We start from the raw sequence: 17,033 nt of genomic DNA on the forward strand, positions 1-17,033 counted from the left end.
CGCGCGGTCAGGCCCGCGCGTCCTCGTGCTCCGGTACGGCGTCCCGCGGCCGGGCCCCGCTGACCGTCAGCGCCGCCACCGCCGTGGTGATCGGGACGCTGGCGACGAGCCCGATGGCGGAGGCCAGGGTGCGCACGACCTCCTCGCTCAGCATGTCGTCGGAGAGCACGTGGGAGGTCTGCCGGTCGTAGAGGGAGAGCAGCAGCAGCACGCCGAGGGCGGTGCCGGCGTACGCGAAGACGATCGTGTAGATCGTCGAGGCGATGTGGTCGCGGCCGATGCGCATGCCGCGGCCGAAGAGCTCGCGCCGGGTGAGGTCGGGGGCGGCTGCCCGCAGCTCCCAGACCGCGGAGGACTGGGTGATGGTGACGTCGTTGAGCACGCCGAGGCCGGCGATCACGATGCCGGCCGACAGGAGCGCCTTGTAGTCGAGGCCGTCGGCGTAGAGCTGGAGCATCTCGCCGCCCTCGTCGCTCATCCCCGAGAGCCGCGCGGCGTCGACGGCCCACACGCCGAGCAGCGCCGTCACCGCGATGCCGAGGAAGGTGCCGGCCAGGGCCGTGGACGTCCGGATCGACGGGCCGTGGGCCAGGTAGAGCACCACGAACATGATCACCGTGGACCCGACGACGGCGACCGCCATGCCCGACTCCCCCGCCAGCAGGCCGGGGATCACGAACCACCACATGACGGCCGCGGCGAAGACGAGCCCGAGGAGGGCCAGGATGCCGCGCAGGCGCGCCACCACGGCGACCACGACGACGAACAGCACGGTCATCCCGAGCAGCGGCGCCTCGCGGTGGGTGTGGGAGAAGCCGTAGACGACCGGCACCGTCTCGTCGGGAGGCGGGATGCGCAGCAGCACGACCTCGTCGCCCGCGCGCAGGCCCGAGCGCACGACGGAGGGCTCGGTCTGCACCGTGGCCTCGTCGCCCTCCTCCGGGCCCGAGGTCAGGCGCACGTCGATCTCGTTGCACCCCTCGGGGAAGTCCTCGACGCCCTCGGGCGTCTCGATGCCCGGGCCCACCGCGATGACCGGGCACGGCTCACGGACGGCCAGCACCTCGGCGTCGGGGAACGTCACGCCCTCCGCGGCGTACTGCACGTCGTCCACGACGCTGTCGCCCGATGGCCACAGCGCCACGAGACCGGCCACCGACCCCAGCGCCACGACGGCGAGGAAGGTCAGCAGGACGATGCGGGCCAACCGGCTGGTGGGGGCGTCGACGTGCCCGTGGACGTGCCCGTGCGGGACCTCCCGGACGCGGGCGCCCCCGCGGCGTGGACTCACCCGCCGACGCGCACGCCGCGCTCACCGGCGTCGGTGAGCCTGCTCTCCTCCGCCGCCTGGTCCTCGAGCTCCATGCGCCGGGCCTCGAGCTCGGACTCGTACTCACCGGGGCGGGACACGAGGTCCTTCGCCCCGCCCTCGAGCCGGGCGAGCGCCGTGCGGGCGAAGATCTGCTGCTCCGTCACGGTGCGCTCGGACCGGTCGCGGCCCAGGAACGAGATCGCCCAGTGCATGAGGGCGCTGACCCGGTTCTTGAAGCCGGTGATGTAGACGAGGTGGACCGCCAGCCAGGAGAGCCACGCCAGGATCCCGGTGAACCGGAACTTGCCCACCATGGCCACGGCGCGGAAGCGGCTGATGATCGCCATCGAGCCCTTGTCGAAGTACTTGAACGGCTTCTGGGGCTCCTTGCCCTTCAGCCGGCCCTCGATCTCGCGGGCGGCGTAGCGCGCGCCCTGGATCGCGACCTGGGCGACGCCCGGCAGGTTGTTGAGGCTGATCATGTCGCCGACCACGAAGACCTCGGGGTAGCCGGGGAGCGTCAGGTCGGGGTTCACGCCGATGCGGCCGGCGCGGTCGAGCGGCGCGCCGCTCTGCTCCGCCAGCTGCTTGCCGATCGGGTTCGCCTGCACGCCGGCGGCCCAGATCTTCGCCATCGACTCGATGCGCTCGGTGCTGCCGTCCTTGAACTTGACCTCGAGGCCGCGCTCGTCGACGACGGTGACCATCGCGCCGAGCATCACCTCGACGCCCAGCTTCTCGAGGCCCTCCTTGGCCTTCTGGCCCAGACGGGCGCCGAAGGGCGGGAGCACCTGGGGTGCCGCGTCCACCAGGAGGACGCGGGCACGCTCGGTGTTGATGTGGCGGAAGTCGCGGCGCAGCGTGCGGTGGGCGAGCTCGGCGATCTGGCCGGCCATCTCCACACCGGTCGGGCCCGCGCCGACGACGACGAAGGTCAGCAGGTGGTCGACGGGCTCGCCGCGGCCCGCGGCGAGCTCGGCCATCTCGAACGCACCGAAGATGCGCCCGCGCAGCTCGAGCGCGTCGTCGATGCTCTTCATGCCGGGGGCGAACTCGGCGAAGTGGTCGTTGCCGAAGTAGCTCTGGCTCGCGCCGGCGGCGACGACGAGGGAGTCGTACGGCGTGACGGTCTCGCGGCCCAGCACGTGCGAGGTCACGGTGCGCGCCTCGAGGTCGACGGTGGACACCTCGCCCAGCAGGACCGTCGCGTTGCGCTGCTTCGCGAGGATCTCCCGGGTGGGCGGCGCGATCTCACCCTGGGAGAGGATGCCGGTCGCCACCTGGTAGAGCAGCGGCTGGAAGAGGTGGTGGGTCGTCTTCGCGACCATCGTCACGTCGACGTCGGCCTTCCGGAGCGCCTTGGTGCCGAACAGACCCCCGAACCCGGAGCCGATGACGACCACCTCGTGACGGTCTCCGCTGGTCTGCGCTGCGCTCATCGGCCTCGCCCTTCTCGTCGTCTTCACCTCGTGGCATCCCGTGCGACGCCGGTTACCCCAGATCCCGGCGCGCACCCCCCATTCTTGTCCGGTCCGCGACCCAAAGCACATCACCAGAGGTGGTTTCAGACACAACCACCCGGGGAAACAGGCGCCAGATGTCTCCGAACCCCGCGTCTATCTCGGTCTGACGCGACCTGCACCCGAGGTTGCCCGTCATGCCGCAGAGCCGCGACGCCGTCCGTCTCGACCCCGGTCCGTCCAGCGTCCAGCACGCCCGACGCTGGGCCGCTGCCGCCTGCCGCGAGATGGGGCGCGAGGACCTCGTGGAGGCCGCCGAGCTGTGCGTGTCGGAGCTGGTCACCAACGCGGTGCTGCACGCGGAGCCGCCGATCTCGCTGCGGGTGCGGGGCACCCGCGAGCACCCGCGCCTCGAGGTCTTCGACGGGTCGCACCAGCCGCCGGTGTTCACGCCGATGGCGGAGGGCGACGTGGACGACGAGCTGGACCTGCTGCTCACCGTCGGGCGCGGACTCGGGATGGTGGCGATGAACTCGGCCGCCTGGGGCGCCGACATCACGCCCGAGGGCAAGGTCGTCTGGTTCGAGCCGGTCGCCGAGCCGCGCCTCGACGGCGACCTGGCGGGCGAGGTGTACGACGTGACCACGGCACCGTCGGCCCCCGACGCCGACGACCGGTACGTCGTGCACCTGGCGGGCCTGCCCGCGGCGGCGTACCGCGACTTCCGGCGGCACTACAGCGACCTGCGCCGCGAGGTCCGGCTACTGGCGCTGGCCCACGAGGACGCCTACCCCCTCGCCCGGGACCTCTCGCGCCTGTTCGACACGTTCGAGCGGCAGATCGACCACGCCGCCGCCGCCGCCGGCGTCGAGGCGACGCTGGCCGCCGGGCACGACCGGGTCGACGTCGACCTCACGGTCGGGGAGCCGGCGGGCGGGCTCGCGGAGCAGATGCTCGAGCTGCTCGACCTCGCCGACGCGTTCTGCCGGGCCCAGCGGCTGCTCTCGCTCGAGCGCAGCGCGGCGCAGCGGGCGTTCCAGCAGTGGCTGCTGAGCGAGGTGGCGCGCCAGGGCCGCGGTGAGCAGCCCGCGGCCTGGGCCGCGGCGGCGGCCGACCGGGTCGACGGCGTCCACGCCTCCTGACGGGCGCCGGGCTCAGCCGTAGCCGAGGGCGTGCAGCGCGTCGTCGTCGATGCCGAAGTGGTGCGCGATCTCGTGGACCACGGTCACGTGCACCTCGTCCTCGAGCTCCTCGAGCGAGTCGCACATCTCCTGCAGCGGCCGGCGGAAGACGAAGATGCGGTCCGGCAGGACCCCGCCGTAGTCGAACCCGCGCTCGGTGAGGGCGACTCCGTCGTAGAGACCCAGCAGGTCCGGCTCGTCCTCCGGCGGCTCGTCCTCGACGAGCACGACCACGTTGTGCACCAGGCGGGCCAGCTCGTCGGGCACCGAGTCGAGCGCGGCGTCGACGATGCGCTCGAACGTCTCACGGTCCAGGTCGACGGGCACGGCACCATCATGGCGGGGGCCGGAAATGCCGATCGCCCCGGATCCGTGTGGATCCGGGGCGATCGTCCTGCGACCCCGACGGGACTCGAACCCGCGGCCTCCGCCGTGACAGGGCGGCGCGCTAACCAACTGCGCTACGGGGCCAGGTGTGGCAGCTCCTGCGTCAGGAGCCGGTGAACCATAACTCATCCTCGCGACCGAATCCCAATCGAGGTCCGGCCCGCACCCCCAACCGGATTCGAACCGGCGCTACCGCCGTGAAAGGGCGGGGTCCTGGGCCGCTAGACGATGGGGGCCAGCCGCGCGGCGTCCGGGCGGAGCCGGGTGCCGACGACCCGTCAAGCATAGGACACCGCCCTCGGGCCCGGCTCGGAACCGGTTTCGTGCGCCCGCGCGGGCTGCGGTATGGTTGCCCTCGCTCGGGCAGGTAGCTCAGTTGGTACGAGCGATCGCCTGAAAAGTGATAGGTCGGCGGTTCGACCCCGCCCCTGCCCACGAGCACGAGAGCCCCGCCGGTCCGCCGGCGGGGCTCTCGCCCTTCCCGGGCACCTCCCGCCGGCGCCCGGCGCTAGCGTGGGGCCCGGTCACCGGACAGGAGGGAGCGGTCGATGCTGGTCGCACAGCGCAGGGACCTCCTGCTGGCCCGCCTGCGGCAGGACGGCCGCATCATCGCGAAGGACGTCGCCGCCGAGCTGGGCGTCGGGGAGGACTCGGTCCGCCGCGACCTGCGCGAGCTCGCGGCCGCGGGCCTGTGCCAGCGGGTGTACGGCGGCGCGCTGCCGGTCTCGCCGGCGGTGGGCGACTACGCCGCCCGCACGCGGGTGGCCTCCGACAGCAAGCGCCGCGTGGCCGTCGCCGCGGCCGGGCTCGTGCAGCCGGGCTCCACCTTGCTGCTCGACGGCGGTACGACGGCCCTCGAGGTGGCGCGTGCCCTGCCGGCGGACCTCGACGCGACCGTCGTCACCCACAGCGTGACCGTGGCCGCGGCCCTGGTGGAGCACCCCACGGTCCGGGTGCTCGTGCTGGGGGGCCGGCTCTTCAAGCATTCGGCCGTCACGTGCGGCGCCGCCGCGGCCGAGGCCGCGGCCACGATCACGGCCGACCTGTTCCTCCTCGGGGTCACCGGGGTGCACGCGCGGACCGGCCTCACCACGGGCGACCCCGACGAGGCGGCGATGAAGCGCCTGCTGGCGGAGCGCGCGGCCGAGACCTACGTGCTGGCCAGCGTCGAGAAGATCGGCGCTGCCTCGCCGTACACGGTCCTGCCGCTGGACCGGGTCGCGGGGATCGTGACCGACGCGCCCGCCGACACGGCCGCCGTGGCGGACCTGGTGGCGCTCGGCGTCCCGGTCGTCGACGCGGGCAGCCCCGCCCCCTGAGGCCCCCCGCCCCGCGGGGTCGGGGTGACGGAGGGGCTCAGGCCCGCGGGCCCGCGCGGAACGGGCCCGACAACGCGGCCCACTGCAGCAGCACGACCGTCTTGGCGTCGGCGATCCTGCCGTCGCCCACCTGCCGCAGGGCGTCGTCGAAGTCGAGCTCGAGGACGTCGATGTCCTCGCCCTCGTCCTCGAGGCCGCCCCCCGCCCCCGTGCGGTCCCCCGGGCCGTAGGGGGCGGCGTAGAAGTGCACCCGCTCGGTGACGGAGCCGGGGCTCATCCAGAGGTCGAAGACGTGCTCGACGTCGCCGACGACGACGCCCAGCTCCTCGGCCACCTCGCGTCGCACGGCGGTGACCGGGTCGTCCTCGTCGAGGAGCCCGGCCGCGGTCTCCACGAGCCGCCCGTCGGGGTGGCCGTTGACGTAGACCGGGAACCGGAACTGGCGCGTCAGCAGGACGGTGCGCCGTACCGGGTCGAAGAGCAGGATCGTGGCGCCGTTGCCGCGGTCGTAGGTCTCGCGCTGCTGCACGCTCCACCGGCCGCGGGAGTCGCGGTAGTCGAACGTCGTGCGCCGCAGGACGTGCCACCCCGCGGCGAGGAGCTCGACGTCCCGCACGACGACGTCGTCGTTGCCGTGCAGGTCACGGCCCGCCTGGTCCAGGCCCGTGCGCCCCCGCGCGTCGGGCACGTCGACCCCGGGGGTGCCGCGGGTCGTGGTCGCGGCGCCGCGGGGCGACGGGGAGGGGTCGGGGCGATCGGTCTCGATGGTGTCCACGGCGCCAGCCTACGAGCGAATCGTGCAGAAGTCGTCAGCATTGAGCAAGAACATGCACTAGCAGTTGGCTGGGACCTGGGTCACGCCGACCCCTTGCCGAACCGCGGAAGTAGTTGCACCATGAGTGCAGGAACTCGGGCACCACCTCGCCACGCGCCACTCGGGTGCCGCCGCGACGCCCCTCCACCTCGGGAGCACCACCCATGTCACAGCACCCCCTCCTGCGCCGTCTCTCGGCGCCCGCGCTGGTCGCCGCGCTCGCCCTCGGCACGGCCACGACCGGCCCCGCCACGGCCACGCCGACCGGCGCGCACGCCGCCACCACCACGACCGCCGCCGCGGCCCTCGCCAGCCCGTACCAGCACGGTCCGGACCCGACGCTCGCCGCGATCCGAGCGACCCGCGGGCCGTACGCCACGTCGTCGTACTCCATCTCCGACCTCGCCAGCCGCGGCTTCGGCTCGGGCACCGTCACCTACCCCACGACGACGAGCGAGGGGCGCTTCGGCGTGGTGGCCATCTCGCCGGGCTACACCGCGTCGGAGTCGACCATCGCCTGGCTCGGCCCGCGGCTCGCGTCGTTCGGCTTCGTGGTCGTCACCTTCAACACCAACTCCCGCTACGACCAGCCGGCCGCGCGCGGCGACCAGCTCCTCGCCGCCCTCGACCACGTCATCGCCGACTCCCGCACGTCCTCCCGCGTCGACGCGACCCGTCAGGCCGTGGTCGGCCACTCCATGGGCGGCGGCGGCACCCTCGAGGCGGCCGTGACCCGGCCCTCCCTCGAGGCCGCCGTGGGCCTCACCCCCTGGAACCTCGACAAGACGTGGTCCGGGGTCGACGCGGCGGCGCTGATGATCGGCGCCGAGAGGGACTCGGTCGCCCCGGTCTCCAGCCACGCCATCCCGTTCTACGGTTCGCTCACGGGGGCGGAGCGGCGGGCCTACCTCGAGCTCGCCGGGGCCAGCCACTTCGCGCCGAACACCTCGAACGCGACGATCGCGGCCTACACGGTCGCGTGGCTGAAGCGCTACGTCGACGACGACACCCGCTACGAGCAGTTCCTGACCCCGGGCCCGAACGTGTCACCGTTCGGGGACGTCTCGGACTACAGGATCAGCTGAGCCCGCCCGGCGCGTCGGTCCCGGCACCGCGGGGCGGGCCGGGACCGACGCGACCGAGGGGGAGCACGTGGAGCACGACGACCGCAGCACGAACGGCACGAACGGGACCGCCGCTCCGGACGGCCACGCGGCGGACGGGCGCGTCGCGCGGGGGCAGCGCAACCGCGCCGCCCTTGTCGCCGCTTTCCTCGACCTGGTGGCGGCCGGGCACCAGCGCGTGACCGGCCAGCAGGTCGCCGAGAGCGCGGGCGTCTCCGTGCGGACCGTGTGGACGCACTTCGCGGACCTCGAGGCGTTGTACGACGCGGCGAGCCGCGAGCTGTGGCGTCGCTACCAGGAGGGCCGCACCCTCGTGGCGGCCGACCTCGACCTGCCGACCCGGGTGGACCGGTTCGCCGCCCGGCGCGCGGCGGAGAACGAGGAGATCGCGCCCTTCGCCCGCACCGCCGCGCTGGCCGAGCCCTTCAGCCCGGCACTGCGCGCCTCCCGGGCCCGCTTCGTCGGCGCCGTGCGCGACGACGTGCTGCGGCTGTTCGGCGCCGAGCTCGCCGGGGCACCCGACCGGACCTCCGCGGTGCTCGCCGCCGCGACGTACCCCGCGTGGTCGACCCTGCGCGACGACCTGGGGCTCGACACCGACGACGCCCGGGCGGCACTCACCGCCACCCTGCGGGCGCTGCTCGACCCGGGGACCCCGGCGTCCTGAGGGGTGGCCGCGACGTGCGGGCGGCCCCTCAGACGTGCCCGGCGAGCTGTCCCATGCGCGCCTCGAGGGCGGCGAGGTAGGCGTCGCGCTGCTGCGGGGCCAGCGGGCTGTCCGGCTCGAGGCGGCTGCACGCGGGCAGCACGTCGACCGACAGCTTGGCCGCGCCGGCCAGGGCGCGCAGCTCGTCGAGCCGGTCCCCGAACGGGGTGCCGCTGCCCGGCGAGTAGGACCGCACGACCTCGTCGACGTCGTCGAGGAACAGGTCGACCTTCGTCACCACCACGACGAGCCACGTCGGGCGCGGCCGGCGCACGGCCATGGACGCGATCCGGTGCGCGGTCACGGTCCAGTCCTCGAGCTCGCGGGCGAGCTGCTCCTCGCGGTCGACGTGGACCGCGCCGGTCGTCCCCGCGGGACGACGGCCCGTGGCGTGACCGTCGGCGACCACGTGGAGCACGCCGTCGACGGGGTCGTCGTGGAAGACCTCGTCGAGCGCCCCGAGCCGGGTCGCCGCGTTCTCCCCCGGCACGACCCGGAAGCGGAAGCCGCGCAGGCGCCGGTCCCGGCGTACCCGTCGCTCCATCACCGCGGAGCCCGCCTCGGGCGGCTCCTCGCTGCGCGGGCGGCCCGCGAGGTGGTCGACCAGCTCGCTCTTGCCGACGCCGGTCATGCCGGTGACGGCGACGGTCGGGTAGCGGTGCTGGAAGGCCCCGGTGAGCCGCTCGCGGCCCCGGACGAGGGTGGCGGGTACGGCGCGGAGGCCGCGCGGGCCGCGGGGGTGCTCGCTCATCGCGTCGACGGTACCCGAGCCCGGCGCACCGACCGGCTAGTCGCCGGGCCGCTCCGGCGTACCCGGCCCGACCAGCTCGCGCAGCGCGCGCTCCAGGCCGCCCATCCCGACCCGGAGGGCGGCGACCTCGGCGTCGGTGAGCCGCTGCAGCAGCTCGCGCCGGTGGGCGACGCCCGTGCTCGCGACCTGCTCGAGGGCGGCGTGGCCCGCGGGGGTGGCGACGAGGTGGCGGGCCCGCCGGTCGTGGGGCGTGCGCTCCTGCACCAGCAGGCCCCGGTCGACGAGACGGGCGACCAGCCCGGAGACCGTCGCGGCGCTCACTCCCAGGGCCACGGCGACGTCGTGGGCGGTGACGGGGCTGCGGTGCACGGCGAGCATCAGCACCTTGAGCTGCTGGATCGACAGCTCGGTGGCGACCACCGCGTCGACCTGGACGTCCGTCAGGAGGTCCTCGATGCGCAGCGCGATGCCCTCGACCGCATCGATGTCCACCTGACGGTCACTCACCCGTCCGAGGATACGGTTAGCCTGACGCTAACCGCCTTCGCCGACCCCTCCGCCGGGTCCCGCACCACCGCCGCCACCGACACAGGAGCTGACCTCCGTGGGCCGTCTCGCGTCCTTCTCCCTGCGCAACCGCGCGCTCGTCGCCCTCGCCACCGTGATGGTCGCCTTCTTCGGCGTCATCTCCGCGGGCTCGCTGAAGCAGGAGCTCATCCCCAACCTGCAGTTCCCCGCCGTCGGGGTCGTGCTGCCGTACGACGGGGCGTCGCCCGAGGCGGTGGAGCAGGAGGTGACGATCCCCGTCGAGGAGGCCCTGACGGGGATCGACGGGCTCGACGAGCTCGACTCCACCTCGTCCAGCGGCTCCTCGCTCGTGCTGGTGGTGCTCGAGTACGGCACCGACCTCGACCGGGCGCAGCAGCAGGTCGAGAGCGCGGTCTCCGGGCTGGAGACGCTGCCCGAGGAGGTCGAGCCCGTCGTCTTCGCCGGCGACTTCGACCAGTTCCCCGTGGTGCAGCTCGCGGTGACCTCCGACGCCGAGCCGGCCGCGCTCGCGGAGCGTCTCGAGCGTCTCGCGCTGCCCGAGCTCGAGGACGTCGAGGGCGTCCGGCAGGTGCAGCTCACGGGCGCCCCGACCGACCGGGTCGAGGTCGCACTCGCCCCGGAGGCCCTCGCCCAGGGCGTCACCGGCGCCTCCGTCGCCGAGGCGCTCGGCACCAACGCCTCGCTCGTGCCCGCGGGCAACCTCGAGGCCGGCGACCAGGCCCTGTCCGTCCAGGTCGGCACCACCCCCGCGACGCTCGAGGAGCTGCAGGCCGTCCCGGTCCCGCTGCCCGCGGGCGGTACGGCGCCGCTCGGCCGGCTGGCCCAGGTGCAGGTCACCGAGGCGGCGGCCACGTCGTACTCGCGCACCGACGGTGAGCCGAGCCTCGCGGTCGCGATCACCAAGACCCCCGACGGCAACACCGTCGACATCTCGCACGCGGTCGCCGACCTGGTCCCGGAGCTCGAGGAGGACCTCGGCGACGGCACCGAGTTCACGGTCGCGTTCGACCAGGCGCCCTTCATCGAGAAGTCGGTCGAGGACCTGACGACGGAGGGCGGGCTCGGCCTGTTCTTCGCCGTGCTGGTGATCCTCGTGTTCCTCTTCTCGGTGCGCTCGACGCTCGTCACCGCGATCTCCATCCCGCTGTCGCTGCTGGTCACCCTCATCGGGCTGCGCCTGGGCGACTACACCCTCAACATCCTGACGCTGGGCGCGCTGACGGTCGCGATCGGCCGCGTCGTCGACGACTCGATCGTCGTCATCGAGAACATCAAGCGCCACCTGTCGTACGGCGAGCCCAAGGTCACCGCGATCACCACGGCGGTGCGCGAGGTCGGCGGGGCCATCACGTCCTCGACGCTGGCCACCGCGGCCGTGTTCCTGCCCATCGGCGTCGTCGGCGGCCAGGTGGGCGAGCTGTTCCGGCCCTTCGCGGTGACGGTGGCACTGGCGCTGCTGGCGTCCCTGCTCGTCGCGCTGACGATCGTGCCGGTGCTCGCCTACTGGTTCCTGGCCTCGCCCGCGAGCCCGGTGGACGTGGCCGTCGTGCAGGCGGAGGCCGAGGCGAAGGAGGAGCGCACCTGGCTGCGCCGCGCCTACGACCCCGCCGTGCGCTGGGTCGTGCGGCGACCGTGGACCACCGTCGGCGCGGCCGTGGTCGTGCTGGTCGCCACCCTCGGGCTCACCCCGTTCATCGCGACCAGCTTCCTCGGCAGCAGCGGGCAGAACACGCTCACCGTCACCCAGGACCTCGAGCCCGGCGCCAGCCTCGCGCGGCGCGACGAGGCGGCCCGCACGGTCGAGGAGGTGCTGGTCGGCGCCGACGACATCGAGAGCGTGCAGACCTCGGTCGGGTCCGCCGACCCGGCGGCCGCGGCGTTCGGGGCGGGTGGCTCGGCGTCGTTCGCCGTCACCCTCGACGAGGAGGCCGACGCCGAGGCCGTCGCCGACCGGCTGACCGACGACCTGGCCGACGCGGACGGCGACATCACGGTCGCGGCCGGCGACGCCGGGTTCGCCTCCGCGCTGGAGGTCGTCGTCACCGCCACGGACCAGTCGCGCCTGGTGGAGGCGGCCGAGGTCGTCACCGCCGAGCTGGAGGGCGTCGACGGCATCGGCCAGGTCACCTCCGACGCCGCGCCCGCGCAGCCCGTGCTGTCGGTGCAGGCGCGCCCGGAGGCCGAGGCGGCCGGGCTCACGTCGACCGTCCTCGGCCAGGTGCTCGCGGCCGCCCTGGCGCAGCCCCCCGTCGGCCAGGTCTCGGTCGACGGCCAGCAGCTGCCCGTCGTGATCGCTCAGGGCGAGAAGCCGACGTCGGTCGAGGCGCTGGAGCAGCTGCCCGTCGGCGAGGGCACCACGCTCGGCCAGGTCGCCGAGCTCCGCGAGGAGCAGGTCGCCACGGCGATCACCCGCGCCGACGGCGAGCGCACCGTGACCATCACCGCCGAGCCGGCGGCGGACGACCTGGGGTCGGTCACCGCCGACGTCCAGGCCGTCCTCGACGACGTCGACCTGCCGGAGGGCACGGAGGTCTCCCTCGGCGGCGTCTCGGAGGACCAGGCGGAGGCGTTCGCCCAGCTCGGGCTCGCGCTGCTCATCGCGATCGCGATCGTCTACGTCGTCATGGTGGGCACGTTCCGCTCCCTGGTGCAGCCGCTCATCCTGCTCGTCTCGGTGCCGTTCGCCGCGACCGGCGCGATGCTGCTGCTCGCCGTCACGGGCATCCCGCTCGGCGTGCCCTCCCTCATCGGCGCGCTCATGCTCATCGGCATCGTGGTGACCAACGCGATCGTGCTCATCGACCTCGTGAACCAGCGCCGCGAGGCGGGGGCCGGCATCGTCGAGGCGGTGCGCGAGGGCGGCGGCAAGCGCGTGCGGCCCATCGTGATGACGGCGCTCGCGACGGTGCTGGCGCTGACGCCGATGGCGTTCGGCGTGACGGGCGGCAGCGCGTTCATCTCCCAGCCGCTGGCGATCGTCGTGATCGGCGGGCTGCTGTCCTCGACCCTGCTGACCCTCCTGCTCGTCCCGGCGCTCTACCTGCTGGTCGAGCGCCGCAAGGAGCGCGGGGCCGAGCGGCGTCGCCGGCGGCGGGAGCGCCGGCACGGCCGGCACGAGGACGCCGCGGCCCCCGCCTGACGCGGGCCGGCCCGGCCTCCTTGCCTCCCGCGCCACGATGGCGGGGAGCGCCCCGACCGCCGGGGCGGGAGCGAGGAGGCCGAGGGTGCGAGCAGCGGTGTACGACGAGTTCGGCGACGCGGGCGTCATCAGCGTGCGGGAGGTCGACGACCCGCCGGTGGGGCCGGACGTCGTGCTGGTGCGGGCCCACGCGACGAGCGTCAACCCGGTCGACTGGAAGGTGCGGGAGGGCTACCTGCGGGGCGCCTTCCCCCACCACCTCCCGATCATCCCGGGCTGGGACGTCGCCGGCGTGGTCGAGGCGGTGGGCCCCGCGGTCCGCACCGGCCTCCGCCCCGGCGACGAGGTCTGGGGCTACGTGCGCCGCGACGACCTCGCGTTCGGCACCGCCGCGCAGCTCGTGCCGGCGCCCCAGCGCACCGTCGCGCTGAAGCCCGCCGGGCTCTCCTTCGCCGAGGCCGCCGCCGTGCCCCTCGCCGGGCTCACGGCCTGGCAGACCGTGGTCGAGGCGCTCGACGTGCAGGCGGGCGAGCGGCTGCTGGTGCACGCCGCCGCCGGGGGCGTGGGCCAGTTCGCGGTGCAGATCGCGCTCGCCCGGGGCGCCGTGGTGGTCGGCACCGCCCGGCCCGACAACCACGACCTGCTGCGCGACCTCGGTGTCAGCGAGGTGGTCGACCACTCGGCCGGCCCGGTCAGCGCCCAGCTCTCGGCCCCCGTCGACGCCGTGCTGGACCTCGTCGGCGGCGAGGCCCTCGAGGACGCACCGCAGCAGGTGCGCGACCCCGCCCGCATCGCCTCCGTCGTCGACGACGCAACCGTCGCGCGGCTCGGCGGGCACTACGTCTTCGTGCGCCCCGAGCGCGCCCACCTCGACGAGCTGCGGGCCCTCGTCGACGCCGGCCGGTTCCGCGTCGACCTCGCCGCGACGTACCCGCTCGAGGAGATCGCCGAGGCGCACCGCGCCTCGGAGGAGGGCCGCACCCGCGGCAAGATCGCCGTCACCATCCCCCAGGAGGACTGACATGACCCCCGCCGACCTGCTCATCGAGGCCTACGGGCGCGTGCTCGAGAACGCCACCGCCGCGGTCGAGGGCCTCGACGAGGACCAGCTCGCCGCCCGCCCCGCCCCGGACGCGAACTCGATCGCCTGGCTCGTGTGGCACCTGACCCGCGTGCAGGACGACCACGTCGCCGAGGTCGCCGGCACCTCGCAGGTGTGGACCGAGCAGGGGTACGCCGCCCGCTTCGCCCTGCCGCTCGACGACGCCGACACGGGCTACGGCCACAGCAGCGAGCAGGTCGGGCAGGTGCGGGCGAGCGAGGCCGACCTGACGGCGTACCTGCGGGCCACCCACGAGGCGAGCACCACCTTCCTCCGCTCGCTCACCCCCGAGGCGCTCGACCGCGTCGTGGACGAGCGCTGGGACCCGCCGGTCACCCTCGGGGTCCGGCTCGTCAGCGTCGTCGACGACGGGACGCAGCACGCGGGCCAGGCGGCGTACGTCCGCGGGCTGCTGGGCCTCTAGGTGCCGGAGCTGCCGGAGGTCGAGTCGGCCCGCGCCGTCGTGGAGCGCGGCGCCCTGGGCCGGCGGATCGTCGACGTCGACGACAGCGACACCTGGGAGTGCCGCCCGCACGCGCCCGGCGAGATCCGCGAGGCGCTGCTCGGGCGCACGCTCGTGGCCGCGCACCGGCGCGGCAAGTCGATGTGGTGCACCACCTCGGCCCGCGAGGGTGACGCCGGCGCCGGCGGGGGTAGCGGCGCCGAGGGGCCCGTGCTCGGGCTCCACCTCGGGATGAGCGGGCGGATCCTCGTGCGCGAGCGCCCCGAGGCCGAGGGCGGCGAGGAGCAGGAGGGCGGCGACTACGCCGGCCGCACCGGCGACCGCCGCAGGGAGGAGTGGTTCCGCTTCACCCTGCGCTTCGCCGACGGCGGCAGCCTGCGCCTGCTCGACCCGCGCCGCCTCGGCCGGGTGCGCCTCGACCCCGACCTGTCGGCGCTGGGACCCGACGCCGCCGAGGTCGGCCGCGAGGAGTTCCGCGCCCGCGTCGGCCGCGGCACCGCCCCGCTCAAGGCGCGGCTGCTGGACCAGGGATGCGTGGCGGGCATCGGCAACCTGCTGGCCGACGAGACCCTGTGGCAGGCGGGCATCAGCCCGCTCCGCCCAGCGGGCGACCTCGACGACGACCGGCTGGACCACCTGCGCCGCGTGCTGCGGCGCTGCACCCGCGCCGCGATCGAGCACGGCGGCGTGCACACCGGCGAGGTCGTGCCGCACCGGCGGGCGGGGGCGCACTGCCCGCGCTGCGGCGCGGCGATGACCCGCGGCACCGTCGGCGGGCGCACCACGTGGTGGTGCCCGCAGGAGCAGGTCTGAGGGACCCCGGCGGCCCCGGCGGCTAGCGCCGATCCGGTACGCCGCGCACCCGCGCCGCGTGCCACCCCGCCGTGGCGACGAGCAGCGCGACCACGAGCGCCACGCACCCCGCCACCACCCCGTCGAACGCCACGGCGTGCAGGCCCTCGGGCACCCGTCGTACGGCGGTGCCCACCGCCACCAGGGCGGCCGCCCCGACCGCGACCTCCAGCAGGGGCAGCCGGGTCGCCCGGGGCGGGACCTCCGCGCGCACCGGCCGGCGGGCGAGCCACACGACGGCGGCCACCGCGACCACGACCATCCCGGTGACGCCGGAGCCGTACTGCAGCCACTTCCCGCCCGGCAGCGGACCGTGCTGCTCCGCGAGCCAGGCCACGTTCTCCCACCCCCAGCGACCGGGGTGGGTGAAGGAGTCCCAGGCCACGTGCGTCACGGCGCCGACCACCCCGCCGATCGGCACCCACGCCCACCCGCGGCGCCCCAGGCGCACGTGCGGGTCGAGCCGGGCCCGCACCGCGGCCGGCGCCAGGCCCACGAGGGCGTCGCGTACCACCGTGAACCAGAGGGCCACCACCACGACGGTGACCACCGGCGCCCACGTCAGCAGGCCGAGCGGCGAGTGCGCGAACCCGTAGACGTCGCGGGCCCCGACGTACAGCCCGAGGTCGGGGACGGTCGCCCCCACCACGAGCGGCGTCAGCGGCAGGCCGAGCAGACGCAGCGGCAGCACGACGGCCGGGTGGGCGACGGTGATCGGCACGGGGCCGAGGGTAGGCGGCGTGCGGCCGCCCCACCCGCCCGCTGGCTACGATCGATCGGTGCCGTCGCCCACGGCGACCGTCGTCGCACTCCACCTCGCCCCCGCCCACCGCACGCCCATGCGGGCGGTCGACGCGCTCGAGCTCGTCGGCGGCCGCGGCATCGTGGGCGACCGGTTCTTCGGCGCCCGTTCGCGCCACGTCACCGTGCAGACCGCCGAGGACCTGGCGGTGGCGACCGAGCGGCTGGGCCGGCCGGTCACCCCCGACCGCACCCGCCGCAACATCACCCTCGACCACGGCCCGCTGCCGACGACGCCCGGCGCGCGCCTGCGGCTGGCGAACCTGGACCTCGAGGTGCTGCGCGTCGCCGCGCCCTGCCGGATCATGGAGGACGAGCTCGGGCCCGGCGGCGCCGTCGCCCTGCGTCGGCGCGGGGGCGTGGTGTGCCGGCTGCTGGACTCCGGCACGGTGCGCATCGGCGACACCTGCGACCTCGACCCGCCGCGCGACGACCAGCTGTTCTGAGCCTCCGCGCCCGGTCGGGCGACCCGTCGTCCCCCACGAGTTCGGGTGAACGGGGGGTGACCTCAGGGTGAACGTGGCACGGTGGGCAGGTGGTCTCCCCCGCCCTCACCGCCTGGCGCCTCGCCGTCGCGGCCTCCGCCCTGACAGGGGTGGTGCTCGCCGCGCTGCAGCACGACGTGTGGTGGACCGCGCTCAGCCAGCTCGTCAGCCTGGCCGTCGGGGCGACCTATCTCGGGCTCGCGGCCCTCCCCCACGTCACCGGCCGCCCGGAGCCCCGCAGCGGCTGGCTGCGCGGGGCGCTGACCACCGCGGTGCTGCTCGTCGCGCTGGCCTACCTGCCGATGCAGAACGACAACCTCACCGACCCGTACTCGTTGTTCGAGCACGTGCTCACGCCCGCCCTGGTGACGATCGACCACCTCCTGGTGGCACGCTCCCCGGCCCCCCGCCGCTGGCACGCCCCGTCGTGGCTCCTGCCGCCGGCGGCCTACCTGACCTGGTACGTCGCGGGGGACCTCGCCGTGTACGACGCCCTCGACCCCCGCCGTACCGCCGCGTTCGCCGGCAGCGTCGCCCTGCTGGGCGCGCTGACCCTCGCGGTGGCGCTCGCCGTCGCCGCGCTCGTGC

At 74.9% G+C, this 17,033-nt stretch carries 16 protein-coding genes and 3 tRNA genes; 10 read left to right on the plus strand and 9 right to left on the minus strand.

Translation table 11 applies throughout. The features are described from left to right. Positions 1–7: 7 nt before the first annotated feature. Together ACOACO_RS00955 and ACOACO_RS00960 are read right to left on the minus strand one after the other, a co-directional pair. The gene (locus tag ACOACO_RS00955; RefSeq protein ID WP_420294387.1) at positions 8–1,291 is read right to left on the minus strand and encodes a YibE/F family protein; all 1,284 of its coding nucleotides are present in this window, start codon (positions 1,289–1,291) and stop codon (positions 8–10) included. Then, a complete protein-coding gene (locus ACOACO_RS00960; protein ID WP_420294388.1) occupies positions 1,288–2,751 on the minus strand; it encodes an NAD(P)/FAD-dependent oxidoreductase in 1,464 nt (487 codons plus the stop codon). The genes ACOACO_RS00955 and ACOACO_RS00960 overlap by 4 nt, the downstream gene beginning before the upstream one ends. A 218-nt stretch (positions 2,752–2,969) precedes the next feature. Between ACOACO_RS00960 and ACOACO_RS00965 the strand changes: the two genes are divergently transcribed. Then, positions 2,970–3,914 carry an ATP-binding protein gene (locus tag ACOACO_RS00965; protein ID WP_420294389.1) on the plus strand — a complete coding sequence of 315 codons (945 nt, stop codon included), beginning with the start codon at positions 2,970–2,972 and terminating at the stop codon, positions 3,912–3,914. 12 nt (positions 3,915–3,926) lie between these two features. On the opposite strand, the gene ACOACO_RS00970 is transcribed toward ACOACO_RS00965, so the two are convergent. From ACOACO_RS00970 to ACOACO_RS00980, 3 genes are all read right to left on the minus strand, one after another. Beyond that, positions 3,927–4,280 (minus strand): metallopeptidase family protein, encoded by a 354-nt coding sequence (locus ACOACO_RS00970; RefSeq protein ID WP_420294390.1) that lies wholly within the window; start codon positions 4,278–4,280, stop codon positions 3,927–3,929. 70 nt (positions 4,281–4,350) lie between these two features. Continuing rightward, a tRNA-Asp gene (locus tag ACOACO_RS00975) sits at positions 4,351–4,424 on the minus strand. Between the two features lie 79 nt (positions 4,425–4,503). Then, positions 4,504–4,576, minus strand: a tRNA-Glu gene (locus ACOACO_RS00980). Positions 4,577–4,701: 125 nt separating this feature from the next. Between ACOACO_RS00980 and ACOACO_RS00985 the strand changes: the two genes are divergently transcribed. Both ACOACO_RS00985 and ACOACO_RS00990 read left to right on the plus strand, forming a co-directional pair. Beyond that, a tRNA-Phe gene (locus tag ACOACO_RS00985) sits at positions 4,702–4,775 on the plus strand. Positions 4,776–4,888: 113 nt separating this feature from the next. Further along, on the plus strand, positions 4,889–5,659 hold the full coding sequence (locus ACOACO_RS00990; protein ID WP_420294391.1) for a DeoR/GlpR family DNA-binding transcription regulator: 771 nt from the start codon (positions 4,889–4,891) through the stop codon (positions 5,657–5,659). 37 nt (positions 5,660–5,696) lie between these two features. Here the strand turns inward: ACOACO_RS00990 and ACOACO_RS00995 are convergent, their stop codons facing one another. Further along, complete coding sequence (locus ACOACO_RS00995) at positions 5,697–6,434, minus strand: NUDIX domain-containing protein (RefSeq protein ID WP_420294392.1); 738 nt, start codon at positions 6,432–6,434, stop codon at positions 5,697–5,699. Positions 6,435–6,637: 203 nt separating this feature from the next. Here ACOACO_RS00995 and ACOACO_RS01000 point away from each other — a divergent pair, with 203 nt between their 5' ends. Then, entirely contained in the window at positions 6,638–7,558 is a 921-nt protein-coding gene (locus tag ACOACO_RS01000; RefSeq protein ID WP_420294393.1) for an alpha/beta hydrolase family protein, read from the plus strand. A gap of 67 nt (positions 7,559–7,625) precedes the next feature. Beyond that, entirely contained in the window at positions 7,626–8,264 is a 639-nt protein-coding gene (locus tag ACOACO_RS01005; protein WP_420294394.1) for a TetR/AcrR family transcriptional regulator, read from the plus strand. Between the two features lie 28 nt (positions 8,265–8,292). Here the strand turns inward: ACOACO_RS01005 and ACOACO_RS01010 are convergent, their stop codons facing one another. Further along, on the minus strand, positions 8,293–9,054 hold the full coding sequence (locus tag ACOACO_RS01010) for a GTPase domain-containing protein (RefSeq protein WP_420294395.1): 762 nt from the start codon (positions 9,052–9,054) through the stop codon (positions 8,293–8,295). Positions 9,055–9,090: 36 nt separating this feature from the next. After that, complete coding sequence (locus ACOACO_RS01015) at positions 9,091–9,561, minus strand: MarR family winged helix-turn-helix transcriptional regulator (RefSeq protein WP_420294396.1); 471 nt, start codon at positions 9,559–9,561, stop codon at positions 9,091–9,093. A 97-nt stretch (positions 9,562–9,658) separates the two neighbouring features. Here ACOACO_RS01015 and ACOACO_RS01020 point away from each other — a divergent pair, with 97 nt between their 5' ends. The 4 genes from ACOACO_RS01020 to ACOACO_RS01035 all read left to right on the plus strand — a co-directional run bounded on the left by ACOACO_RS01020 (position 9,659) and on the right by ACOACO_RS01035 (position 15,120). After that, the gene (locus ACOACO_RS01020; protein ID WP_420294397.1) at positions 9,659–12,742 is read left to right on the plus strand and encodes an efflux RND transporter permease subunit; all 3,084 of its coding nucleotides are present in this window, start codon (positions 9,659–9,661) and stop codon (positions 12,740–12,742) included. An 85-nt stretch (positions 12,743–12,827) separates the two neighbouring features. Continuing rightward, complete coding sequence (locus tag ACOACO_RS01025) at positions 12,828–13,763, plus strand: NADP-dependent oxidoreductase (RefSeq protein WP_420294398.1); 936 nt, start codon at positions 12,828–12,830, stop codon at positions 13,761–13,763. A 1-nt stretch (position 13,764) separates the two neighbouring features. Beyond that, positions 13,765–14,268, plus strand: a complete 504-nt coding sequence (locus tag ACOACO_RS01030; protein ID WP_420294399.1) for a mycothiol transferase — start codon at positions 13,765–13,767, stop codon at positions 14,266–14,268. Then, complete coding sequence (locus ACOACO_RS01035; RefSeq protein WP_420294400.1) at positions 14,269–15,120, plus strand: DNA-formamidopyrimidine glycosylase family protein; 852 nt, start codon at positions 14,269–14,271, stop codon at positions 15,118–15,120. A gap of 22 nt (positions 15,121–15,142) precedes the next feature. Here ACOACO_RS01035 and ACOACO_RS01040 read toward each other — a convergent pair whose 3' ends face one another. Next, positions 15,143–15,880 carry a DUF4184 family protein gene (locus ACOACO_RS01040; RefSeq protein ID WP_420294401.1) on the minus strand — a complete coding sequence of 246 codons (738 nt, stop codon included), beginning with the start codon at positions 15,878–15,880 and terminating at the stop codon, positions 15,143–15,145. A 58-nt stretch (positions 15,881–15,938) separates the two neighbouring features. On the opposite strand from ACOACO_RS01040, the gene ACOACO_RS01045 reads away from it, so the two are divergent. Then, positions 15,939–16,406, plus strand: a complete 468-nt coding sequence (locus ACOACO_RS01045; RefSeq protein WP_420294402.1) for an MOSC domain-containing protein — start codon at positions 15,939–15,941, stop codon at positions 16,404–16,406. Positions 16,407–17,033: the final 627 nt, after the last annotated feature.

Source organism: Nocardioides sp. CPCC 205120, from assembly GCF_048654585.1.
Classification (GTDB): Bacteria; Actinomycetota; Actinomycetes; order Propionibacteriales; family Nocardioidaceae; genus Nocardioides.